This window comes from Microbacterium sp. NPDC057741 (genome assembly GCF_042798735.1).
In the GTDB taxonomy this organism is placed as follows: Bacteria; Actinomycetota; Actinomycetes; order Actinomycetales; family Microbacteriaceae; genus Microbacterium.
Map to the genome: position 1 here is coordinate 571,536 of NZ_JBHVJW010000002.1, position 22,016 is coordinate 593,551.

The 22,016-nt window shown below is 69.0% G+C and carries 17 protein-coding genes; 4 read left to right on the forward strand and 13 right to left on the reverse strand.

All coding sequences use genetic code 11. The annotated features are described in order from the left end of the window. Positions 1–7 precede the first annotated feature (7 nt). The 5 genes from ACFVDO_RS09710 to ACFVDO_RS09730 form a co-directional block, all read right to left on the reverse strand. The gene (locus ACFVDO_RS09710; RefSeq protein WP_378858574.1) at positions 8–2,257 is read right to left on the reverse strand and encodes an FAD-dependent oxidoreductase; all 2,250 of its coding nucleotides are present in this window, start codon (positions 2,255–2,257) and stop codon (positions 8–10) included. Between the two features lie 68 nt (positions 2,258–2,325). Continuing rightward, positions 2,326–3,726 carry a BNR-4 repeat-containing protein gene (locus ACFVDO_RS09715; RefSeq protein ID WP_378859883.1) on the reverse strand — a complete coding sequence of 467 codons (1,401 nt, stop codon included), beginning with the start codon at positions 3,724–3,726 and terminating at the stop codon, positions 2,326–2,328. Beyond that, on the reverse strand, positions 3,726–5,051 hold the full coding sequence (locus ACFVDO_RS09720) for an extracellular solute-binding protein (protein ID WP_378859882.1): 1,326 nt from the start codon (positions 5,049–5,051) through the stop codon (positions 3,726–3,728). The genes ACFVDO_RS09715 and ACFVDO_RS09720 overlap by 1 nt, the downstream gene beginning before the upstream one ends. 51 nt (positions 5,052–5,102) lie before the next feature. Beyond that, a complete protein-coding gene (locus tag ACFVDO_RS09725) occupies positions 5,103–6,017 on the reverse strand; it encodes a carbohydrate ABC transporter permease (RefSeq protein WP_378859881.1) in 915 nt (304 codons plus the stop codon). Beyond that, complete coding sequence (locus tag ACFVDO_RS09730) at positions 6,014–6,868, reverse strand: carbohydrate ABC transporter permease (protein WP_378859880.1); 855 nt, start codon at positions 6,866–6,868, stop codon at positions 6,014–6,016. The genes ACFVDO_RS09725 and ACFVDO_RS09730 overlap by 4 nt, the downstream gene beginning before the upstream one ends. 345 nt (positions 6,869–7,213) lie before the next feature. Between ACFVDO_RS09730 and ACFVDO_RS09735 the strand changes: the two genes are divergently transcribed. The 3 genes from ACFVDO_RS09735 to ACFVDO_RS09745 are packed head-to-tail and all read left to right on the forward strand — an operon-like array spanning position 7,214 to position 12,546. Further along, entirely contained in the window at positions 7,214–11,251 is a 4,038-nt protein-coding gene (locus ACFVDO_RS09735; RefSeq protein WP_378859879.1) for an Ig-like domain-containing protein, read from the forward strand. A gap of 8 nt (positions 11,252–11,259) precedes the next feature. Next, entirely contained in the window at positions 11,260–11,877 is a 618-nt protein-coding gene (locus tag ACFVDO_RS09740) for an SGNH/GDSL hydrolase family protein (protein WP_378859878.1), read from the forward strand. Between the two features lie 18 nt (positions 11,878–11,895). Further along, positions 11,896–12,546, forward strand: coding sequence for a GntR family transcriptional regulator (locus ACFVDO_RS09745; protein WP_378859877.1), 651 nt, complete (start codon positions 11,896–11,898; stop codon positions 12,544–12,546). 252 nt (positions 12,547–12,798) lie between these two features. Here ACFVDO_RS09745 and ACFVDO_RS09750 read toward each other — a convergent pair whose 3' ends face one another. The 8 genes from ACFVDO_RS09750 to ACFVDO_RS09785 form a co-directional block, all read right to left on the reverse strand. Next, positions 12,799–13,104, reverse strand: a complete 306-nt coding sequence (locus ACFVDO_RS09750; RefSeq protein WP_378859876.1) for a GIY-YIG nuclease family protein — start codon at positions 13,102–13,104, stop codon at positions 12,799–12,801. 178 nt (positions 13,105–13,282) lie between these two features. Further along, the gene (locus ACFVDO_RS09755; RefSeq protein WP_378859875.1) at positions 13,283–14,104 is read right to left on the reverse strand and encodes an amidohydrolase family protein; all 822 of its coding nucleotides are present in this window, start codon (positions 14,102–14,104) and stop codon (positions 13,283–13,285) included. Further along, entirely contained in the window at positions 14,104–15,051 is a 948-nt protein-coding gene (locus ACFVDO_RS09760) for an aldo/keto reductase (protein WP_378859874.1), read from the reverse strand. The genes ACFVDO_RS09755 and ACFVDO_RS09760 overlap by 1 nt, the downstream gene beginning before the upstream one ends. Next, positions 15,021–15,821 (reverse strand): ribonuclease activity regulator RraA, encoded by an 801-nt coding sequence (locus tag ACFVDO_RS09765; RefSeq protein ID WP_378859873.1) that lies wholly within the window; start codon positions 15,819–15,821, stop codon positions 15,021–15,023. Before ACFVDO_RS09765 ends, ACFVDO_RS09760 begins: the two co-directional genes overlap by 31 nt. Beyond that, the gene (locus tag ACFVDO_RS09770; protein WP_378859872.1) at positions 15,818–17,740 is read right to left on the reverse strand and encodes a hypothetical protein; all 1,923 of its coding nucleotides are present in this window, start codon (positions 17,738–17,740) and stop codon (positions 15,818–15,820) included. Before ACFVDO_RS09770 ends, ACFVDO_RS09765 begins: the two co-directional genes overlap by 4 nt. A 4-nt stretch (positions 17,741–17,744) precedes the next feature. Then, positions 17,745–18,599, reverse strand: coding sequence for a carbohydrate ABC transporter permease (locus tag ACFVDO_RS09775; protein WP_378859871.1), 855 nt, complete (start codon positions 18,597–18,599; stop codon positions 17,745–17,747). Then, a complete protein-coding gene (locus tag ACFVDO_RS09780) occupies positions 18,599–19,513 on the reverse strand; it encodes a carbohydrate ABC transporter permease (protein WP_378886856.1) in 915 nt (304 codons plus the stop codon). Before ACFVDO_RS09780 ends, ACFVDO_RS09775 begins: the two co-directional genes overlap by 1 nt. Before the next feature lie 106 nt (positions 19,514–19,619). Next, a complete protein-coding gene (locus ACFVDO_RS09785) occupies positions 19,620–20,891 on the reverse strand; it encodes an ABC transporter substrate-binding protein (protein ID WP_378859966.1) in 1,272 nt (423 codons plus the stop codon). A 112-nt stretch (positions 20,892–21,003) separates the two neighbouring features. On the opposite strand from ACFVDO_RS09785, the gene ACFVDO_RS09790 reads away from it, so the two are divergent. Then, on the forward strand, positions 21,004–21,972 hold the full coding sequence (locus ACFVDO_RS09790) for a DMT family transporter (RefSeq protein WP_378859965.1): 969 nt from the start codon (positions 21,004–21,006) through the stop codon (positions 21,970–21,972). The last annotated feature ends 44 nt before the right edge of the window (positions 21,973–22,016 follow it).

The window sequence follows — 22,016 nt, forward strand, 5'->3', positions numbered from 1 at the left end:
CCATCCGTCACGCCTGCACCCGGAACGCGATCACACGGGCCTCTGCGGCGCCGTTGGTGGCCTCGACGACGAGTCGCGCGGAGCGGAACGCGCCGAGGTCGGCGGGCAGCGGGTGCACGCGGTGCCGGTGCCGGTTGCCCCTCACCTGCACCGCCGTCGTCCACTCGTCCGACCCCTCGGGCAGCACCTCCACGCGGTAGTCGCGCACGAGCTGCGGCATGATCTCATCCGGTGTGCGGTGATGGTGCAGCGTGATCAGCGAGACATCAACGTCGTCGTCGAACACCAGGCGCACCTCGCGGGCCTCGACCGGGGCATCCCAGTCCAGACGCAGCCAGGCCGCCTCGTCCGCCAGGGGCTCGGAGGCCCACATGTTCGGGCCGCCGAACGGACGGTTGTAGCCCGACACCGCGCGCTCCGGCGCGAGCGCCTCGGTCTCCGGGGCGGTGCGGAACGCCGGCGCCCGGCCGCGCAGCGGCTTGGTCGGCCACTTCACCAGCAGCCCCTCGTCGCTGATCTCGACGTTCTCGTCGTCGTTGTCGGCGTGGTGCACGAGCGTGAGCACTCCCGCGGGCAGGGGCGAGGTGAGGTGCACGCTGACGCCCGCATTCGCGCGCAGCACGACGATCGCGTTCTGTGGGCTGGCCGGGGCGAAGGGCGTCGGCGCGGTCACCCAGCCCGACCCCGCCGGCACCTCGATGACGGCGGTGTGCTCGAGGCGCTCGGGCACCACGTTCTGCCGCTTGCTGCTGGACCACACCTCCACCGTGAGCGCGGTCGCCTCGTCGGCGCTGAGCAGCAGATCGGTGCTCTCCAGGGCCGGATGCACCGGGATGACGATGCCGAGGTCGTCGGCGAGCACGTGCGGGGCCGCGTCACCGGCATCCGCCGCGATCGTGCGCTGCCGGCTCGAGGCCGTGACGACCGCCTGCCTGGCGAGGTCGTCGGGGTCCTCGTTGGCGACGCCGATCAGCGACGAGTCCGAGCGCAGCAGAGCCTGGCGCAGCTCGCGGCGGTGGTTCGCATACAGCTCGCGCGGGCTCTCTCCGTAGGCGAGGCAGAGGGATGCCGCGGTGCCGGCGGCCTCGCCCATCACGGCGCAGGTGGCCATGACCCTGGCGGCCCCGAAGGCGATGTGCGTGGCGGACACGTTCCGGCCGGCCATCAGCAGGTTCGACACGTTGGCCGAGTACAGCGAGCGGAACGGGATCTCGAAGACGCCGTCCGAGAATCGCTGCACCGCACCGGCGCCGGTGGCGTACATCCCCTCCGCCGGATGCAGGTCGATCGACCAGCCGCCGAAGCCGATGCCGTCGTCGAACTCCACCTGATCGAGCACGTCCTGCTGGCGCAGCGTGTGGTCGCCCACGAAGCGGCGGTACTCGCGCTTGCCCGGCAGGTTGCCGATCCACTCCAGAGTGAGGTTGTCGGCGTCGAACTCGCCGGAGTTCTTGATGTGGTCCCAGATGCCCAGGATCACCGAGCGCAGCTCGTCGCGGATGCGCTCGTTGTCGTCGACGATGTCGAGCTGACCGCCCCACTCGATCCACCAGTAGTGCGCACCGCTGTCGCCACTGCGGATGATGCGGGTCGTCGGGATCGGGGTGGTGCTGATGTCCTTCGCGGATTCGGGGGCGACGAACTTGACCGGGTGGCCGAGGTCCTTCGTGTAGAACAGCAGCGTCGATCCGAGGAACTCGCGGATCGGCTCCTCGGGCGCCCACTCCTCATCGAACTCGGCGCGGCCCTCCTTGCCCAGGCGGTGCCGCGCGCCGACCAGACGTCCCACCAGGCCGTCGCCGGTGCAGTCCAGGAAGATCGGCGCATGGAAGACCGTGCGGATCTCGGAGCCCATGGTCCAGCCGGTCACCGATGTGACCCGGCGGTCGTCGTCGGGTCCGGTCGCGCCCGCCTCGATCACCTCGGTGTTCAGGAACAGCTGCAGGTTCGGCTCCCGGCGCACGGTGTCGAGCACGACGTCGTCCCAGTACACCGGGTTGCCCTCGGGGTTGCGGAACTGGTTCTCCAGGAACATCTCGCCCATGATCCCGGTCTCGCGCGCCCAGCGCTGGTTGCCGTGCGCGGTCGCGCCGCAGACCCATACCCGCACCTCGGAGGACGAGTTGCCGCCGAGCACGGGCCGGTTGTTGATGAGGACGGTGCGCCGGCCGAGCCGCGCTGCGGCGACGGCGGCGCTCACACCGGCAAGGCCTCCGCCGACGACGATGACGTCGGCTTCGATGGTCTGCGTGCGCATGAGGGATACTCCTGGGATTTCTTTCAGAGGGCGGATGCCGCGCGCTGGGCGCGGCATCCGCCGGGGTTTCACTGCGCGTCGCGCAGTGCGGTGACGATGTCGGCGAGCGAACCGCCCGCGCGCTTCTCACCGGAGCGGGGGACCTCCGCGTAACGGAGGGCTCCGCCGCCGGGGGTGGCCGGAGCGCTGAGATACAGCACATCCGTGCCTGCCCGGCCGGTCGCCGCCCGCAGCCGCTGCTGCCCGATCATCGGGTCGCCGATCGCCTCGACCGCCCATCCGGTCCGGCCCTTAGCCTGCTCGAACAGCACGACCTGGCTGCGCAGTCCGGTGCCGACCTTGACCGAGATCACGCCGTAGGCGCGGTTCTTCGAGCCGAAGGCCGTGGCATCCATCGCGGCGACGGTGTCGACGCCCGTGCCCAGCGACGCCGAGTCGATGAGCGTCTCGCGGTTCCACGCCGAGCCGTCCCAGGTCGCCCACTTCAGATCGAAGAGGGACGAGCCGCCCGAGGCGTAGCGGTAGGTGACGCCCTGCAGCACGCCGTCCTGCAGCGCCATCTTCGCCGTCTGCACCGCCGGGGTCGCCTCGGCCATGGACTCGCCGTCCGTGAACGGCTGGAAGACCACCGGGCCGGGGGTGGTGGGGCGGATCGGCGTGGGAAGCGCATCGCCGGCGACGTCGCTGAACGTCTTCGACTCCGGGTTCCACACGGCGTACGAGCCGAGGTGGCGGAAGGCGCCCGCCGCCCAGGAGTGCCACTCCCAGAGCAGGTGCACCTGGCCGGACTCGTCGACAGTGAGGTCATCGGGATACACGGAGTAGTTGGTCGCCGAGGCGACGACCGTCTCCCGCGCCCAGGCTCCGGCATCGAGGTCGTAGCGGTACAGCACGCCGTCGCGGCGCGCGAGCGCGTCCGGTCCGGTGCGCACCATCAGCCAGACGTCGCCGTCCGGGCCGACCGACGTGATCGGGTATGAGATCGTCGAGCCCTGATCGGGCATCTCCTCGCTGACCTCGACCAGCGACGTGACGTCGCCGGGCACCGTGGAGCGGAAGTAGTTCCAGTCCTCGTGGTGCATCGACGCGAACACGTGGATGTCCCCGGCGCCGTCGACCGCGATCGAGGGCTGGTTGTGACCGTTGTCGTTCAGATAGTCGGCGCAGGCGCCGGTCGCGAGCCGCAGGCATCCTGATGTCCACTCGCCATCGGCGGAGCGGGCGGCCAGGTGCACCTGGTGTCGGTTCGTCCCCGCCGGGACGTTGTACGCGAAGTAGGTCGTGTCGCCGACCACGGCCAGCGGATTCCACCAGCCGGACTGGTTGGAGCCGTCGACCGTCACCGGGACGGTCTCGACCGTGGTGGGGTGCACGGCGGCGCTCGCCGCCGGTGCCAGCGCGGCGACCATCACGGCGGCGACACCCGCTGTCGCGATGCCCAGGGCCTTTCGCCCGATCGAGGCGGCCATCAGCCGATCAGCTTCTGCGCGGCCTCGCCGGCGGCGGCCATGGCGTCCTTCGGGCTCTGGCTGCCCACCAGCACCGCCTGCACGCGCTCGGCCACGATGGTCTCGACCTGGGCGTACTCGGGGTACTGCCAGAACGGGTTCACCGTCGCGGTCGCGGTGATCTTCTCCGCGAAGCGCGCGCCGAAGGCGTCGGACGTGACGGCGTCAGAGGCCTGCGCCTCCTCCGTGACGGGCGGCAGGCCGCGCACCGCGTAGTCGCCGAGCACGGCATCCAGATCGCTGGTGGCCCACTGGCCGAAGTCCGCGGCCGTGCCGGTGGCGTCGTCACCGGCGCCGCCCACCACGACGATCGCGCCGCCCCAGACCAGGGCGCGCGGGGTGTCGCCCTTCTTCAGCACCGGGCGCGACTCCGACAGGATCTTGTCGCCGAGCTTCTTGTCGGGGGAGTCCTTGACGACGGTGTTGCGGCCGACGGGTGCGTCGTCGTAGATCGCGGCGCGGCCCTGCGAGAACAGCGAGCGGGCGTCGAAGCGGTCGACGTCGGCGGCGATGAGGCCCTGATCGTAGAGCGACTTGTACCAGGTGACCGCGTCGACGCTGGCGTCGTCGCCGATGGTGACCTTGCCGTCCTTGACCAGCGGGCTGCCGAAGGTCTCCATCCAGATCAGGATGTCCTTCAGCTGCGCCGCCTTGGTCGAGGCGGCGTAGGGGATGACGCCGTTGCCGAGGCCCTTCAGCTTCTTCAGCGCGCCCTCGTACTCGTCGATGGTCACGGGGAACTCGTCGATCCCGGCCTTCTGGATGAGCTCGGAGTTGGTGACGAGGCCGATCGCGCCGATCGTCCACGGGAAGCCGTACTGCTTGCCGTCGAACTGCGCGGCCTCGAGGGACGACGCCGTGTAGCCGCGGTCCTTCGTGAACGCGGAGACGTCCTGCAGCTTGCCGAGCGCGGCGAGGGAGGCGAGCCAGGCGACGTCGACGTGCGCGGCGCCGGAGAACTGGCCGCCGCGGACCTGCAGCATCAGCTGCTTGAAGTACTCGTTGTAGGGGAACGAGACCTCGGTGATGCCGACCGATTCCTTCTTCTTGTAGCCGTCTAGCAGCGCCTTGATCGCGGGGGCGGCGGCCTCCTCGGTCAGCGACCAGCTGGAGAACGAGAAGTCCGCAGGGGTGAACTTTCCGGGCGCCAGTGCCGTGCCCGAGGTCGGTGCGGCTGCACCGGAGCCACCGGTGGGCATGCAGCCCGCGAGTGCGAGGCCGGCGGCACCGAGACCGGCGAACTGCAGCAGCTGTCGGCGGGAGACGGTGGGGGAGGTCTGAGACATGGTTCTCTCTCTTCTTCGAGGGGTTCTGAGTGGGTATCGGATGGTGAGGGATCAGCCCTTGACCGCACCGGCGGTCATACCGCCGACGAGGTAGCGCTGCAGGGCGATGAAGGCGATGGCGACGGGCAGCGACACCACGAGGGATGCCGCCATCAGCTCGGGCCAGGCGGTCGAGGCTTCGCCGATGAACGTGTTCACCAGGCCGGGCGGCAGCGTCTGCTTGTCGGGTCCGGCCAGGGTGAGGGCGAAGATGAAGTCGTTCCAGCCGCGCACGAAGGCGAACAGGCCGGCGGCCACCAGACCGGGCGCTGCCAGCGGCAGCACGACGGAGTGGATGATGCGCAGCCGCGAGGCGCCGTCGACGAGCGCGGCCTCGATGAGGTCGTCGGGGATCGTGTCGAAGAATCCCTTCAGCATCCACACGCACAGCGGGAGGGTGAAGGTGGTGAACGACAGCACCAGAGCCGCGTAGGTGTTGAGCAGTCCGTAGGCCGAGAACACGGTGTACAGCGTGATCAGCAGCAGCGCTTGCGGGAACATCTGCGAGGCGAGCACGAAGTACATCAGGCTGCGGCGGCCGCGGTAGCGGAACTTCGAGAACGCGTAGCCCATGTAGGCCGAGACGATCACCGAGAGGACGGCCGTGATGACCGAGACGATGATGCTGTTGCGCAGGTAGCCGAACAGCGCCGGGTTGTTCGCCAGCGCGGCGTAGGCGTCGAAGCTGATCTCCGAGGGGAACAGCCGCGGCGGATAGGCGAACACCTCGGTGCGCGGGGTGAGTGAGGTGGCCAGTAGCCAGTAGACGGGCAGCAGGGCGAAGCCGCCGAACACGGCGACGACGATCCACGCGCTGATGGTGACGGCACGGCGGTCGGCGCGCACGCGCGGCTTGCGCATCACCTGCGCTGCAGGCTCGGATGCTGCCGTCTCGACGGCGGTGGAATCGGTGAGCAGCGCGGTCATCGCTTCTCTCCCTTCTCGGAGAACCGGACGTACACGACGACGAGGCCCATCAGCAGCACCATCCAGAGCAAGCCGAGCGCGCCCGCCTTGCCCAGGTCGAACCCGGTGAAGGCGGTCTCGTACACCGCGGTGGCGAAGGTCTGCGTGGAACCGGCGGGGCCGCCGCCGGTGAGCACGTAGATGATGTCGAAGTGCTGGAAGTTCCAGATGAACTCGAGCAGCAGCACCAGCCCGATGATGCCGCTCAGCTGCGGGACGGTGATCGAGAAGAAACGGCGGATGGTGCCTGCCCCGTCGATCTCGGCCGCCTCGTGCAGCTCGGGCGGCACGGTCTGCAGACCGGCGAGCAGCATCACCATCATCCAGGGGAAGGACTGCCAGGTCTTGGCGACGATGACCGCGATCATCGCGGTGGTCGGGTTCGCGAGCCAGGCCTGCGGCTCGTCGATCAGGCCGATCGACTGCAGCACCGCGTTCATCACGCCGTAGTTGGCGTTGAAGATCCACATCCACAGGAACGAGACCACGACGCCGGGGATCAGCCAGGGGATCAGCATGACGCCGCGCAGCACCTTGGCACCGCGGATGCGGGTGTTCAGCGCGAGTGCGAGGCCGAAGCCGATGACGAACGGCGCGAGGGTGGTGCCGAGCGTGAAGACGATGGTCTGCCAGAGCAGGCGGAAGAAGTCGCCGGTGAGCACGTCGACGATGTTGTCGAAGCCCACGAACTCGCGGCCCGGTTCGACCAGGCTCTGCTTGAAGAAGGCGGTGACGAGCGCGGTGATCAGCGGGTAGACGACGACGGCGGCGAGCAGGGCGAGGCCCGGCGCGGTCAGCAGCAGAGCGAACATCCCGTTCGAGAGTCGTCGGGGGCGACGAGCTGACAGTTTATGTGAACTATCGAGAACTTCTGTCATTACTTGGGCATCCTTGACCTTCGGGCTGACCGGGGAGCGAGATGCGCTGCCGCGGAGATTCCCATGTTTCCTGGTCATCCCGCTCTTCGTCAACCTGGAGTCGTCACGATCAAGTAACGGGAGATTATGTGAAGGGATGAGAAAACATGAGAACGAAGCTCAGAACATCGTCAGATCGATGCTTGATTAGCGATTATCGATTAGTTAGGCTTTCGACTGGTCGCCCCAGCGACCGTGCGGGTCCACACCCGTGCCCCTCGATGAGCAATCGGAGACGCGATGAAGCGTGCACTGGCAACTCTGGCCCTGGCGGCGTTGATCGGCTCGGCGTTCGCGGCCACCGCCCCGGCATCCGCCGCGGACGGCCCGGCCCTCTACGTGGCGCCAGGAGGCGATGACGCCGCGTCCGGCACCATCGACGCCCCACTCGCCACCCTCGAGGGCGCGCGCGACCGCATCCGCCAGCTCAAGGCGGGGGCAGGGCTGCCCGACGGGATGACCGTGTTCCTGCGCGAGGGGGAGTACCGGCGCAGTGCGTCGTTCACCCTCGGTGCCCAGGACTCGGGCACGGCGGAGCATCCGATCGAGTACCGCTCCTACCCTGGCGAGAAGGCGACGCTCACCGGCGGCAGCACGCTGCCGCGCGACGACTTCGCCAAGGTCGCGGATGCCGCGGTCACGGACCGCATCGTCGAGGCGTCCGCCAGGGACAAGGTGCTCGAGATCGACCTGAAGGCGCACGGCCTCACCGACTTCGGCGAGCTCAGCCGGCACGGCTACTGGAAGGCCAACGATGTCAGCACGACCCCGCCGATGGAGCTCTACATCGCCGGGCAGGGCATGACCCTCGCGCGCTGGCCCAACGCCGACGCGGCGACGCCGACGGTGCAGATGGGCGACATCGTCGATCCCGGCCCGAGCCGCAAGGACGCGGACCTGCAGGACCGCGGCGGCACATTCACCTACGGCTACGACCGCCCGAAGTTCTGGACGCAGGCGAAGGACGTCTGGCTCGACGGCATCTTCGGCTACAGCTGGGAGTGGTCGTACAACAAGATCGAGAAGATCGACACGGCGGCCAAGACCATCACGCTGCGCTACGGCGAGATGTCCGGGATCATGAAGAGCTGGTTCCCCGACTTCCACTTCGCGCAGAACCTGCTGGAAGAGCTCGACGCACCCGGCGAGTACTACATCGACCGGGATGCCGGGAAGCTGTACCTGATCCCGAACGCCGCATTCACCTCGGGCGAGGGCGACGTCACGGTCACCACGCTGGACGAGCCGATGCTGCGCACCGACGACACCTCGTACGTCACCTTCGACGACCTCGTCATGGAGTACGGGCGTGCCACGGCCGCCGTCATCCTCGGCGGTTCGAACGTGAAGATCTCGCACTCCGACATCCGCAACTTCACCGACGGCGGCGTGCTGATCAACTCGCCGGGACGCTACACCTACGACGGCATCCCGGTGAACCGCGGTGGCCGTGATCACGCGGTCACCGACTCGAAGATCACCCACGTCGGCGGCATCGGCGTGGTGCTGCAGGGCGGCGACAAGAAGACCCTCGAACCAGGACGCAACCGGGTCGAGAACTCCGAGATCGCCGACTTCGCGTACTACCACAAGGCCTACAACCCGGGCGTGATGTTCGACGGCGTCGGCAACGTCGCCAGGAACAACAAGATCCACGACGCCCCGCACCCGGGCATCATCGTCTACGGCAACGACCACCTGTTCGAGCGCAACGAGGTCTACGACGTCTGCAAGCAGTTCAACGACCTCGGCGCCATCTACATGAACTCCGGCAAGACGCCGCAGCAGCGCGGGCACGTGTTCCGCGAGAACTACTTCCACGACATCGGCGTGGGCATCGCCGGCGTCGAGGGCATCTACGCGGACAACTTCACGTGGGACCTCACGATCGAGAAGAACGTGTTCGTGAACATGGGCAACTCGGCGATCAAGAGCGGCTCGGCGGACTACATCAACGCCAGCAACAACGTCTTCGTCGACGCCTACGTGCCCTACGACAACTACGAGCAGTGGATGGGCGACCAGGAGGGCAACGTCGTCGACCGCGACTACATGCCGGCCTGGAAGCAGGTCTTCTCAGACAACAACGACTTCGTCGGCACGCCGTACCTCGAGAAATACCCGGAGCTGGCGCACTTCTTCGAGGATGACCACTACTTCCCGAACCACAGCGCCTACGCGAAGAACGTGGTCTGGAACCCGAACCGCAAGCCGATCGCCGGCCTGAACGACCAGGGCGCGAAGGACGGCAAGAACCTGCTGAACTACGGCGCGAACATGGTCGCCGCTGCGGACCCCGGCTTCGTGGATGCCGCGAAGGGCGACTACACGCTGAAGGCCGACTCCGAGGTGTTCTCGAAGATCCCCGGGTTCGAGCCGATCGCCTTCGACAAGATCGGCGTGCTGGGGCACATCGGGCAGTCCCAGTCTCCCGAGAAGGTGGCGTTGAAGGGCATCGCCTTCGACAGCGACCGACTGACCATCGACGCGGGCGACCAGGTCAGGGTGCGCGCCGTGCCGCTGCCGTGGAACGCGGCGGATACTGACGTCACTTACGCCTCCGCAGATGCCGCGGTCGCGACCGTCGACGCCAAGGGCATCGTGCTCGGCATGGGCCCGGGCACGACCACCGTCACCGCGACGGCGAAGTCCGATCCGACCAAGAAGGCGACCATCGAGGTCGTCGTCGCCGAGGGCGACGGGGTGCTGCACTTCACCGACTTCGAGTCGGGTGCGAACAGCTGGCCGACCGATCCGAACCGCAGCATCCAGGTCGATGCGACGGGGAACAAGGTCTACCGCATCGTGACCGGCGCGAACTCACTGCTGCCGCGCGATTTCACGAAGTTCGTGCTGGACTTCGACGTCACCCCGCCGGCCGGCGACATCGCCACTTCTGGTCTGGTCATCTACAACCGCAACCAGAACGGCGGCGGCTACGTCCGCTATCGCAACGCGGCGGCCGGCCCGACCTGGGCCATCTTCGACAGCAACTGGCAGGTCGTCGCCGAGAAGGTGCTCCCGGCCGACCAGGCGCTGCCGAACGGCAAGACCTCGCACGTGCGGATCGCCGTGCAGGACGGCAAGGTCAGGATCGTCGTGAACGGCGCGGTGGTGCTGGAGGGCAAGGACCCGGCACCGGGTGCTGCAGGCAAGGTCGGGTTCTACGTCGAGGGCTACAAGTCGCTCGACCTCGACAACATCGGGTTCTCGCTCTCGGGAGTTCCGGTGACCGGCATCAGCCTTGATGCCGAGAAGCTCGCGCTGAACGTCGGCGAGCGCCACAGCGCCAAGGTCACGGCGGCACCGGAGGATGCCAGCGACACCCGCGTCAGCTGGGCGAGCGCCGATCCGAAGGTCGCGACGGTCGTCGACGGACGCATCGCGGCGGTCGGCGCCGGCAGCACGACGATCACCGCCACATCCGTCGCCGACCCGTCGCTCACCGACTCCCTGACGGTGACGGTGGCCGACGCCGAGTATCCCGCGCTGCGCCTGGACGCCCAGCTGAAGGATGCCGCGAACTGGAGCGTCGCCGACGGCATCGCCGTCGACAAGGACGGCGTGCGCCTGAACGCGCAGGGCGTCTACGGGTACAAGGCAGAGCGCTACGGTGACGAGCTGCTGCAGTTCGACGCCGACTTCGGCGCCTTCGACGGCGGCTGGTACGGCTTCCAGGCGCGCTCCGACCAGACCGGGCTGCCGGCATGGCAGAACTCCAACACCGGCTACCTGGTCGTGGTGAAGGAGGACACGCTCGAGTTCCAGAGCTGGTCGCCCGGCCAGACGATGCTCGACGTCATCCCGAACACCGTCATCGACCCGAACAGCACGCACCGCATCGAGTTCGGCGCGATCGCCGAGGACGGCGGGACGAGGGTCGCGCTGCGGGTGGACGGCAAGACCGTGTGGAATGTGCTCGACGCACGGGAGAACCTGCGGATCGGCGCGGACGGGTACCTGAACCTGTACCACTACGCGAAGGAGAACACCCTCGTCGTGCGACCGACGCCGCCGCCTGCCACCGTCACCGGCATCCGCTGGTCCGGCGACGCGAAGCCGAAGACCGCCTACCTGGTCGGCGAAGAGCTCGACACGACGGGGATGCTGCTCGACGTGCAGTGGAGCGACGGCACCGTGACGCAGCAGCAGGTGACCGCCGACATGGTGACCGGCTTCGACAGCCGCAAGGTGCGTCCGCACCAGACCCTGACCGTCACACTGGACACGGCCACCGTCACCCTCAAGACGTCGGTGCGCAAGAAGCTGAAGAACTAGGAGAGAAGATGTCCGACCCCCGCAGGATCGTCTTCATCGGCGATTCGATCACCGACGCCGGCCGCGATCGTGAGAATGCCGCCTCGCTCGGCGACGGTTACGTGTCGCTGCTGGCCGACGAGCTGATCGCGGGCGGCGCCGCGGTGCGCAACCTCGGCATCGCCGGGAACCGCGTCGCCGACCTCGAGGCCCGCTGGGGCGCCGAGCTGATGCCGACCGCGCCCGAGCTGCTCACCGTCTACGTCGGCGTGAACGAGATGCTCCGCCGCCACGACAGCGACGACCCGACGGACACCGCGGAGTACGAGGCCGCGTACCGCCGCATCCTCGATGCCGTCGTGGCTGCGCACGCGCCGCGCCTGATCCTGATGGAGCCGTTCTTCCTGCCGCTGGACGACGAGCAGCAGGGCTGGCTCGTCGACCTGGAGGAGAAGCGGCAGGTCGTGGTGCGCCTCGCGGGCGAGTACGGAGCGGCCCTCGTGCCGCTGACCGCGCTGTTCGACGCGGCGGCGGAGGGGCGTGACGTCGCCGAACTCGCGCCGGACGGCGTGCATCCGACCCCGGAGGGATCCCGCCTGATCGCGCAGGCGTGGCGGGACGCCGCAGGCATTAGCGATAGTCGATAACGAAAGTACACTGTGAACATGACGGATGCGCTCGGGGCGATGGGGCTGCAGCGGGGGCTGCTCTCCGATCAGATCTACTCGATGATCAAGGAGATGATCAAGGACTCGACGCTGGCGCCCGGCGAACAGCTCGTGGAGTCGCAGCTGGCCCGCCAGCTGCAGGTCAGTCAGGCGCCGGTGCGGGATGCACTGAAGCTGTTGGCGCACGAGGGCCTGGTCTCGCATGTGCGGCATCAGGGCAACTTCGTCGCCAGCTACTCGCAGGAGGAGGCGAGCCAGGCCAAGGTCGCGCGCGTCGAGCTCGAGGGCCTGGCCGGGCGCCTCGCCTGCGGCACGCTCGACGACGAGCGCCGTACCGCTCTCGTCGCGCTCATCGACGAGATGCACCAGGCCGCGGATGCCGGCGATCTGGCGCGCTTCCGCGAGCTCGACTTCACCTTCCATCGAACGGTGATCGAGGCGAGCGGCAACGTCTACCTGCCGAAGATGTGGGATCTGCTCGAGCCGAGCCTGCGCGTGATGCACGTGCTCGGCGACCCGAAGTTCACCGGCGACTGGCACGAGGTCGCCGACTGGCACCGCGGGCTGCTCGACGTGCTCGACGCCGGCGGTGCGGATGCCGCCGCCGACCTGTTCCGCAGCCACGCCGCCGGCACCCTCCTCGAGTAGCCCGCTTCGGCTCCTGAGATTCACGCCCGGCTCCTGAGCGAGCGAAGCGAGACGAAGGACGTCACGCCTCGGTGGTCTGACCTTTCGGGCGCCTGGGGCTCAACCTCCCCGGCTCCGGAGCGAGCGGAGCGAGACGAAGGACGTCACGCCCTTCGTCTCGCTCGTTCCTCGCTCGCTCAGGACCCGGGACCCTCCGGTCCCTGAGGCGCCAAGTTCTCCGGCTCCTGAGCGAGCGAAGCGAGACGAAGGACGTCAGTCACTCCCCGCGGCCCGCTTCGCGTCACGCTGCCTCCTGCTCCATCCGGGCAGGGCCTCGTACTTCCCGTCGATGAGGAGCTGCTTTTTGGCCCGCGACCAACCGTGGATTCGACGCTCCCACCCGTATGCCTCGTCGACGCGTGCGAACTCGGCGCACCAGACGAGCTCGACCGGACGACGTCGTCTCGTATAGTCGCCGCCCTCACCGAACTCGTGCTGGGCGAGACGGTACTCGAGGTTCCAAGTGCTCCCGGTGTAGAGGCTGCCGTCCGAGCACTTCAGGATGTAGACGTGAGGCATGCGGTGAAGCTACGCCGTTCCGGAGCCGGGTGTCCGGAGTTCTCCACAGGCACGCCCTTCGTCTCGCTTCGCTCGCTCAGGGTGCGGGTCAGGGGGGTGTGGACGCCCTTCGTCTCGCTTCGCTCGCTCAGGGTGCGGGGCAGGGGAGTGGGGACGCCCTTCGTCTCGCTTCGCTCGCTCAGGACCCGGGACCCGGGAGCCGGGACCCGGGGCAGGGCAGGGGATACAGGCGGGTGGCGGTGCCGGACCAGAAGGCCGGGGCATCGGGCATGGCACGGGAGACGGCGTCGACGATCTGGGCGTAGGTGTGCGTGCGGGCCGACATCGGCCAGTCGCTGCCGAACATCAGGCGGTCGGCGCCGAACAGGGCCGTCGCCGTGCGGGCGAGCGCCGAGAGCTCGGCATCCGTCCGGGCCGGAGAGAGCAGCCCGGAGAACTTCGCGTGCGCGTTGGGCTCAGCGGCGAACGCCGCCAGCCCCGACCGCCACGTCTCCGTGGCGGCGCCGTGGCCGAGCCCGAGATGGCACAGCACGATCGACGTCGCCGGATGCCGGCGGGCGAGCGCTGCCGCGCCCTCCAGCTGCTCCGGGCGCACGAGTATCTCCAGCACCCGCCCGGTGGCCCCCAGCGCGTCGGTCAGAGCGTCCAGCCCGGGCACATCCGAGAGGTCGGCGGCGAATTGCGGGATCGCCGCGCGGATGCCGCGGAACGCGGCTCCGTCGAATGCGGTGGCGCCCAGAGGCCGGCCCGGCGCGGGCTCGTACTGCAGGACCGCGCGGGTGAGCACCTGGTCCGTCGCGGTCACCGCCGTCAGCCACCGGGCCTCCTCGACGGAGTCCGCGACCTGCACGGCGACGCCCGCCGAGACTCCTAACGGCACGGCCGCGTCGCGAAAGGCGTCCGGCGCGGAGACACGGGGCAGCCCGAGATCGTCGCGGAACCAGGGGATCGGGAACGCGTCGGCGTCCCAGACGTGCACGTGCGCGTCGACGATGCCCATCAGGCGACGACCACCTCGTCGAGCGCGCTCCACAGCTCGGAGGGGATCGCGGCATCCCGTCCTCGCACGAATGCGCGAACCTCATCCGGCGTCCGTGCGCCGACCACGACACCGTCGGCGCCGTGCCGAAGCGGGAACTGCACCGCCGCATCGGCGAGCGTCACGCCGTGGGCTACACACACGTCCCGCATGCGCAGGGCCCGCTCGATGAGCGCGTCGTCGGCGCGGCGGTAGTCGAAGAACGGCGACCCCTCCGGGTCGACGAGAATCCCGGAGTTGAACACCCCGGCCGCGACGATCGACACACCCCGCTCGGCGGCGAGCGGCATCAGCCGCTCCTGGGCGCCGCGGTCGATCAGAGTGAGCCGGCCGGCCTCCATGAGCACGTCGACCGGCGCCTCCGCCGCGTACCGCTCCAGAACGGGAAGGACCCCGTTGCCGACGCCGATCGCGCGCACGACGCCCTGCTCCCGCAGCTCCGTCATCGCCGTCAAGGCACCCGCCATCGCGGCATCCACGTCGAGAGGGTCGTGCAGATAGAGCACGTCGATGCGGTCGGTGCCGAGCAGCGCCAGGCTGCTCTCCAGGCTGCGCCATACCGCGTCGCGGCTGAGATCCGCGATCGAGTCGTCGCCGACCTCGCCCGGGGCCACGGGCGACCCCGCGGCATCCACCAGCAGACGCCCGACCTTCGTGCCGAGCGCGTAGGAGTCGCGTGGCACGCCCCGGAGGGCGAGGCCGAGACGGCGCTCGCTCTCGCCCGAGCCATACAGAGGCGCGGTGTCGAAGAACCGCACACCGGCATCCAGCGCGGCGTGCGCGGTGGCGACGGCGTCGTCGTCGGCGACCGGTGTGAAGAGGTTGCCGATGGGTGCGCAGCCGAGCCCGAGATCGTCGCGCAGCGACGGGACGGTCGTCAGCGGGCGGAAGGCTGCAGGGAGCGCCATGCCTCGTACTCCTCGCGGGTGTCGGGGGTGAGCGGGTAGTAGTCGCTCAGCCGGGCGCCCTCGTCGAGGCGGGTGCGGCTGAACACCTCCCATTCTTCGTGGTCGCGCGCGGACTCGACGACCTGCGGGGCCATCGCCTTCGGCACGATCACCGGGCCGTCGTCGTCGGCGATCACCAGGTCGCCGGGCATGCAGAGCGCGCCGCCGACGGCCACGGGCACGTCGTACGCCCATGGCGCGAGCTCGGACTGCGAGGCGTAGTGCGGGGTCGTCCCCGTGCACCACACCGGGATGCCCATCGCGCGGATGCGGCCGGCGTCGCGGATGCGGCCGTCGACGACGATGCCCGCGCCGCCCTTGCGCATGAAATAGCGCACCAGGATGTCGCCGAGGCATCCCGAGAAGCGGCTGCCGTACGCCTGCACGACCAGCACATCGCCGGGCTGCACCGCCTCGAGCACGTGCCAGAGCGCGGTGTGCCGCTCGGCGTACTCCTGCTCGACGCCGGCGGATGCGTCCTGCGGCAGGGCCATGTCCTCGCGCTGCGGCATGAACTGCAGGGTGAGCGCCGATCCGACGACACGGCTGCCGGGGGTCAGCGGCGTCGGGCCGTCGACGAACGTGCGGCGGATGCCGAACTGGTGCAGCTTCGCGCAGGCCGTGGCCGACGACAGCGTCGAGAAGTCCTCGATGACGGCGGCGTCGGGGCGGGTGTACGCCGGACCCCGCACCGGGAGGGCGAAGTCGGGGCGGATCAGTTCGGCGGTCATGCGTGTCCTTCGATGGTGAGATGCCGTGGCGAGCCGGTCGCCCTGGCGAGGGTGAGGTCGAGGTCGGCCCCGTGCGCGGGCGGGAGCGTGACGACGAGGTCGTCGTCGCAGTCCGTCGTGCGCGTCACGATCGCGCCGACGGGGGAGGCGTAGGAGCCGGATGCTCCGGGGTAGCCGCCCTGCTCCTCGACGTGTGCGGTGACGGCGACGATACGGTCCAGACCGAACCGGCCGCCGCGGATGCGGAGGGTGCGGGTGTGCACGACCGAGGTGTTCACCAGTCGCAGTCCGATGCCGTCCGCGTCGAGGCGGTGCACCAGCGCGGCGACATCCTCGGGGAGGCCAGGGCGGCCGCGGTCGACGTCTTCGTAGCGCAGCGCCGTGAACCCGAGCCCGCCGTTGTAGAGCACCTGGGGTGCGCCGCCGACGAGTTGGGTGAGCACCTCGGTCGCGACGGGATTCACCCGCTGCCAGAAGTGCAGGTGCGCGGCATCCGGGTCGCTGCCGTCGGCGAGCATCATCGCGGTGCGCCGCGCGACCTGCCCGAGCGCCATCTCGAGCGCGCGCTCCGGGTAGTCCGGCAGATCGCCGGACAGATAGGCGAACCAGCCGGCCTCGTGGCCGGCCTCCTCCTTGTCGCGGAACGGGGCGACGAGATCGGCGGATGCCGGGATGCCGTCGACCACGCGCTGCAGGCGCGCGCGGTCGGCCTCGTCACGGCTCCACCACCACAGCCAGACGGGGAGGTCGAGCTGCAGCGGACCGAAGTCGAACCAGCCGTCGACGCCGTGCCGGTAGGGCACCAGCATCCCCGGTTCGTGTGCGGAGGCGCCGTAGCGCGCCATCCATCCGCCGCGCAGGCTGTACGTGCTGTCTGCAACCGCACCCATGCGGGACTGGTCGAGAACCGTGTCGAGCATGGCGCGCACCAGATCGAGAGCGTTGTCGTCGCCGGTCATCAGCGCATGGTTGAGCGCGCCGATGAGGGCGCTCATGCCGACCGAGTGCAGACCGTGCGGCCAGGCCCAGCCGTAGTGCCCGCCCCACCAGCGGCCGTCCTGCAGCGAGCCGACCTCGCCGTCGGGGCCGACGTTGTCGGGCATCAGACCGCCGGCGGCGCGCTCGCGCCAGCCGTCCACGTAGCGGCGAACCCAGCGCGCGGCCGCGTCGTCGCCGTCGTACATCCAGAGGTTCGCGGCGAGCGACGTCGCGGCGAGGTTCACGGCGACGTCGCCCGCGGCGCGCCGCTGCATCTCGGCGGTCATCCTGGCCGCGTTCTCCGGATCGGCGAGATCATCCCACGCTCGGATGCCGTCGAGACCCTGCACGGGGAGCCCGTAGGGGCGCATCTCCGCGCGATCCGCCGAGTAGGGCGCCAGGCGGCCGTCCTCGTCCGGATCGTCCAGGCCGACGCGGGCGCCGAGGGCGCCGTTGTGCGGGGCGCGGATGATGTTGCGCTCGGCGTCGTAGTTGCCGTGCGCGGGGTCGAGGAACAGCTCGGCGAAGCGCCGCGCCCGCTCGGCGTACGCGGGGTCGGACGGATCGGCCGCGCAGATTCCGGCGAACAGCAGCAGCGACTCGCCCTGGTGGAACCAGTCGTAGCCGTTCTCGTACTCGTCTGTGAGCATGCCCGCCTCGGCGAGCTGGCGGGTCACGCCCTCCCAGTGTCGCTTCGCGTCGTCGAGCACCTCGTCGGGGCCGCCGAGCAGGTAGAACGCGGGCCAGTTGAAGAACGGCTCGTACAGGTCGTCGACGCCGTCCCGGTCCTCGAACTCGGCGACGCCGCGCAGCCGGCCGTCCGGCAGCGTGTAGCGCTCGGAGAACACGCGCCGTGCGCTCTCGATCTCGTCGAACAGCCGGCGCTGCAGCACGGCCCACGCGGGGATCGTGCGCAGCGGGGAGGCGAACTGGTCGGTCACGTGCTCAACCCTTCGTCGCACCGGCGGCCAGGCCGCCGATGATGTGCCGCTGCATGATGACGAAGAACACCAGGGCGGGCAGCACCGCCAGCAGCAGCGTCGGGAAGACCTGCGTGTAGTCCGTGGAGAACTGGCCGACCGCGGCGTACACACCGGTGGTCACCGTGTAGATGCCGGAGCTCGGTCCCAGGATGATCTGCGGGCTGACGAAGTCGTTCCACACGCCGATCGAGTTCAGCACGACGATGGTCGCGACGACGGGCTTCATGATCGGGAAGATGCACGCCCAGAACGCCCGGATCTTGCCGGCGCCGTCGAGCGCGGCGGCCTCGTCGATCTCGCGGGGGACCGAGCGCAGGTAGGCGGTGAACAGGAAGATCGTCACCGGCAGTGTCGCGGCCGTCTCGAACAGGATGAACCCGGGGATGGTGTTGATCAGGCCGAGGATGCGCAGCACGAACACCACCGGGATCAGCGTCACCTGCCCGGGGATGAACAGGCCGGAGACGAACAGCAGCAGCAGTCCGAGATGCCACTTCGACGCCCCGCGCGCGATCACGTAGGCCACAGGGGCGGACAGGATGATGCAGAAGATGTTCACCAGCACCACGAACAGCAGGGTCACGCCGTAGGCGGCGATCACGTTGAACTTGCTGCTGGTGATCGCGGCCCAGAGGTACTCGAAGGTGAAGCTCTGCGGCGTGATCAGCAGTGGGTTCTCGATGATGTCGGCCTGCGGTTTGAAGGCGTTGATCACCATCGTGTACATCGGGATCAGCATGCCGATCGCGATGATGCCGAGGACGATCCAGCGGATGCCCGAGACGACGGCGGCCGGGCGGTTTCGTGTCTGCTTCATCAGTCGGTGACCTTCTGCTCTGCGCGGCGGCGCACCAGGGTGACGGCCAGGCCGATCACGGCGGTGACGATGAGGAGGACCATCGATTGCGCGGCGCCGAAGCCGAGCTCGGAGTTCGCGAAGGAGTTCTTCAGGATCTGGTAGACGATGGTCTGGGTCGAGCCGGCGGGTCCGCCGTCGGTGAGCGAGAGCACCACGTCGTAGACCTTGAGCAGCCCGACCAGGGTGAGCACGATGTTCACGGTGAACACCGGCGCGATCAGGGGCAGCGTAATCGAGCGGAACTGCTGCCAGCGCGATGCCCCGTCGACGGTGGCGGCCTCGTAGTACTCGGAGGGCACCGACTTGATACCGGCGAGGAACAGGATCATGTTGAACCCGAAGTGCGCCCACGCGATGGTGAAGATGACGCTGGCCTTGGCGAAGGTCGGGTCGGTGAGGAACGGCATCGACGGCAGGCCGATGGTGTTCAGCACCCCGTTGACCGCCCCCTGCGGCGAGAGCATGGCCGACCAGATGAAGCCGATGATCAGCGAGCTGATCACGTAGGGGTAGAAGAAGACGGTGCGCAGCAGCGTGTTCGACTTGCCGGGGCCCGAGATCAGTGCGGCCACGGCGAGGCCGATGCCGTTGCACAGCACGGTGCCGACGACGGCGACGATGCCGGTGAAGATCGCGGCATCGACCGAGCGCGGGTTGCGGAAGGCCTTGGCGTAGTTGTCCCAGCCGATGAAGTCGAAGTTCAGGCTGTAGCCGTTCCAGTTCGTGAAGCTCAGCACGGCGGCGAGGATCATCGGGATCACGAACATCGCGATGAAGACGGCCACAGCAGGTGCGGCCATGAGGAATCCGGGCAGCCGCAGCTGCCAGGTCTGCAGCGCCGAGCGGCGCCGTGGGGCGAGGGTCGTGCTCATGGGGATGAGCTCCGATTCGGGTCGGGTGCGGAACATGTCGTCGCTGTTCTGAGCGGATGCTGCAGATGCTGTGGCCGGGGCGGAGGACCGCCCCGGCCACAGGTCATCAGCCGGCGTTCGCCGCGAACCAGTCGTCCATGGACTTCAGCATGTCGGCGGCCTTCGTGCCGCCGATCAGCGACTGCGTCTGCGTGTTCAGCTCCTCGGAGTAGCCCGTGGGCATGGTGCGCTCGCCGTAGCCGCCGCCGGTCGGCGTGTACGCCTCTGCGGGGGTCTCGGCGCTGATCTTCTGCAGCTCCTCGCCGAGCGGGGTCATCTCGTACTCGTAGCCGTCACGGAAGTTGCCGTCGACAGCGAGCTGCGCGGTGACCGCCTTCTTGTCGGTCACGAGGAACTCGATCAGCTGCGCCGCGGCATCCTGACTCTTCGTCGCCTTCAGGATCGAGTACGGGCTGGCGATGTTCGCGCCCATGGCGGGCTGGTCGACGCCGTCGAAGGCGGGGGCGCGGAACACGCCGATGTCGGCGGAGTCGGCGGCCTTGGCCTGCGTGCCCGCGAACCAGCTTCCCATCGGGTAGACCGCGCTCTTGCCGGAGAGGAAGGCCTGCTCGGCGTCGGGGTACTTGATGCCGAGGGCGTCCTTCGGGATGTAGCCCTTCGCGACCCAGTCGGCGTAGGTGTCGACGGCGTCGCCGTAGGTGTCGCTGAAGGTGACCTTGCCCGAGGAGACCTGCTGGAACCACTTCGGGTTCTCGGCGATGATCGTGGGCAGGCCGAGCGCCTGCAGGGCGTGGCTGGACATCCAGTCGCCGCCGGTCTGCACCGGGGTCTTCCAGCCGGCCGCCTGCAGCTTGCCGAGGTCCTCGGTGAGCTCGTCGACGGTGGCGGGAAGCTCGGTGATTCCGGCCTCTTCGAACGCCGTCTTGTTGTAGAAGAACAGGCTCTGCAGCTGGTAGCCGATGCCGGCCATGTAGTTCTTGCCGTCGATCGAGTACTGCTCGGCGAGCGGGCCCTTCTTCGCCCAGTCGTACTTCGAGAGGTCGACCATCTCGGGGGCGAGCTTCGGAGTCGGCGCGATCGACTGCACGATGTCGGGGGCGTCGCCGGCTGCCAGCAGGCGGGGGACCGCCGCCGCGACGCCTTCGGCGCCGGGGTTCTGGATGACGACGTCGATGTCCTTGTGCTCCTTCTCGAAGGGCGCGACCAGGTCGTTCCAGAACTCCTCGGTGAGGTTGGGGGTGACGTTCACGAGCACGCGGAGCGTGGTCTTGCCGTCGGCGGAGGCGGAGTCGCCGCCGGTCGAGCCGCTGCAGCCGCTGAGGGCGAGTGCGGCGATGGCGGTGATGCCGACGAGGGGGAGAAGACGGCGCTTGATCATCGTTGATCCTTTCCAGGTGGGTGGGACACTGGGGACATTACACTAATCGATAATCGTTTGTGAAGAGTTCTCGCTCGATCCGTACGGCTCCTCGAGCCGGTAGCGTCGAGCCGTGGCATCCGCTTCTTCCTCTGCCGTGGCCGGCCGGCACACCGCGCTCGGCCTGATCATCGCCGTAGGCGCCGCATTCTCATTCGGCATGTCCGGAGCCTGGGCTCGCGGCCTCATCGACGCGGGGTGGACGCCGGGCGCAGCCGTCACGGTGCGCGTGTGGGTCGGCGCGCTCGCGCTGCTGATCCCCACGCTCCTCGCGCTGCGCGGGCGCTGGGGAGCGGTGCGCCGCAACGCCGGCATGATCCTCGCCTACGGCCTGCTCGCCGTCATGGCCACGCAACTGTTCTACTTCCAGGCGGTGGCCGTGATGGATGTCGGCATCGCGCTGCTCATCGAGTACACGGCGCCGGTCGCGGTGGTGCTCTGGCTGTGGATGCGACGCGGAGAGCGTCCCTCAGGGCGCAGCATCATCGGCGCGGTGGTCGCGTTCGTCGGTCTGGTGCTCATGCTCGACATCCTCACCGGTGCGCGGCTCGACCTCGGCGGCATCCTCTGGGCGCTCGGCGCGATGGTGGGTGCGGCCGCGTACTTCCTGCTCTCGGCGCGCAGCGACACCGGCGTGCCGCCGATCGCCCTCGCCGGCCTCGGCCTGCTGATCGGTGCCGTCGGGCTCACGCTCGCAGGCCTGGTCGGTGTGCTGCCGATGGCATGGACCACCGACGACATCGCCTACCGGTTCGGCACAGTCGCCTGGTTCGTCCCGGTGCTCGCGATCGGTCTCGTCGCCGCGGCGCTCGCCTACGTGCTCGGCATCGTCTCGACCAGGATGCTGGGCTCACGACTGGCCTCGTTCGTCGCGCTCGCCGAAGTGGTGGCGGCGATGCTCTTCGGCTGGCTGCTGCTGGGTCAACTGCCCGACCTGCTGCAGGCGATCGGCGCAGCGCTGGTGCTCGGCGGCGTCGTCCTGGTCAAGCTCGGCGAGCCGCAGCCGCCGGAATTCGTGGAGCCGCTGCCGGAGCAGACCTGAGTGCGTTTCGGATGAGATCCCCCCGTCCGGTGGCAGAGCCTTGC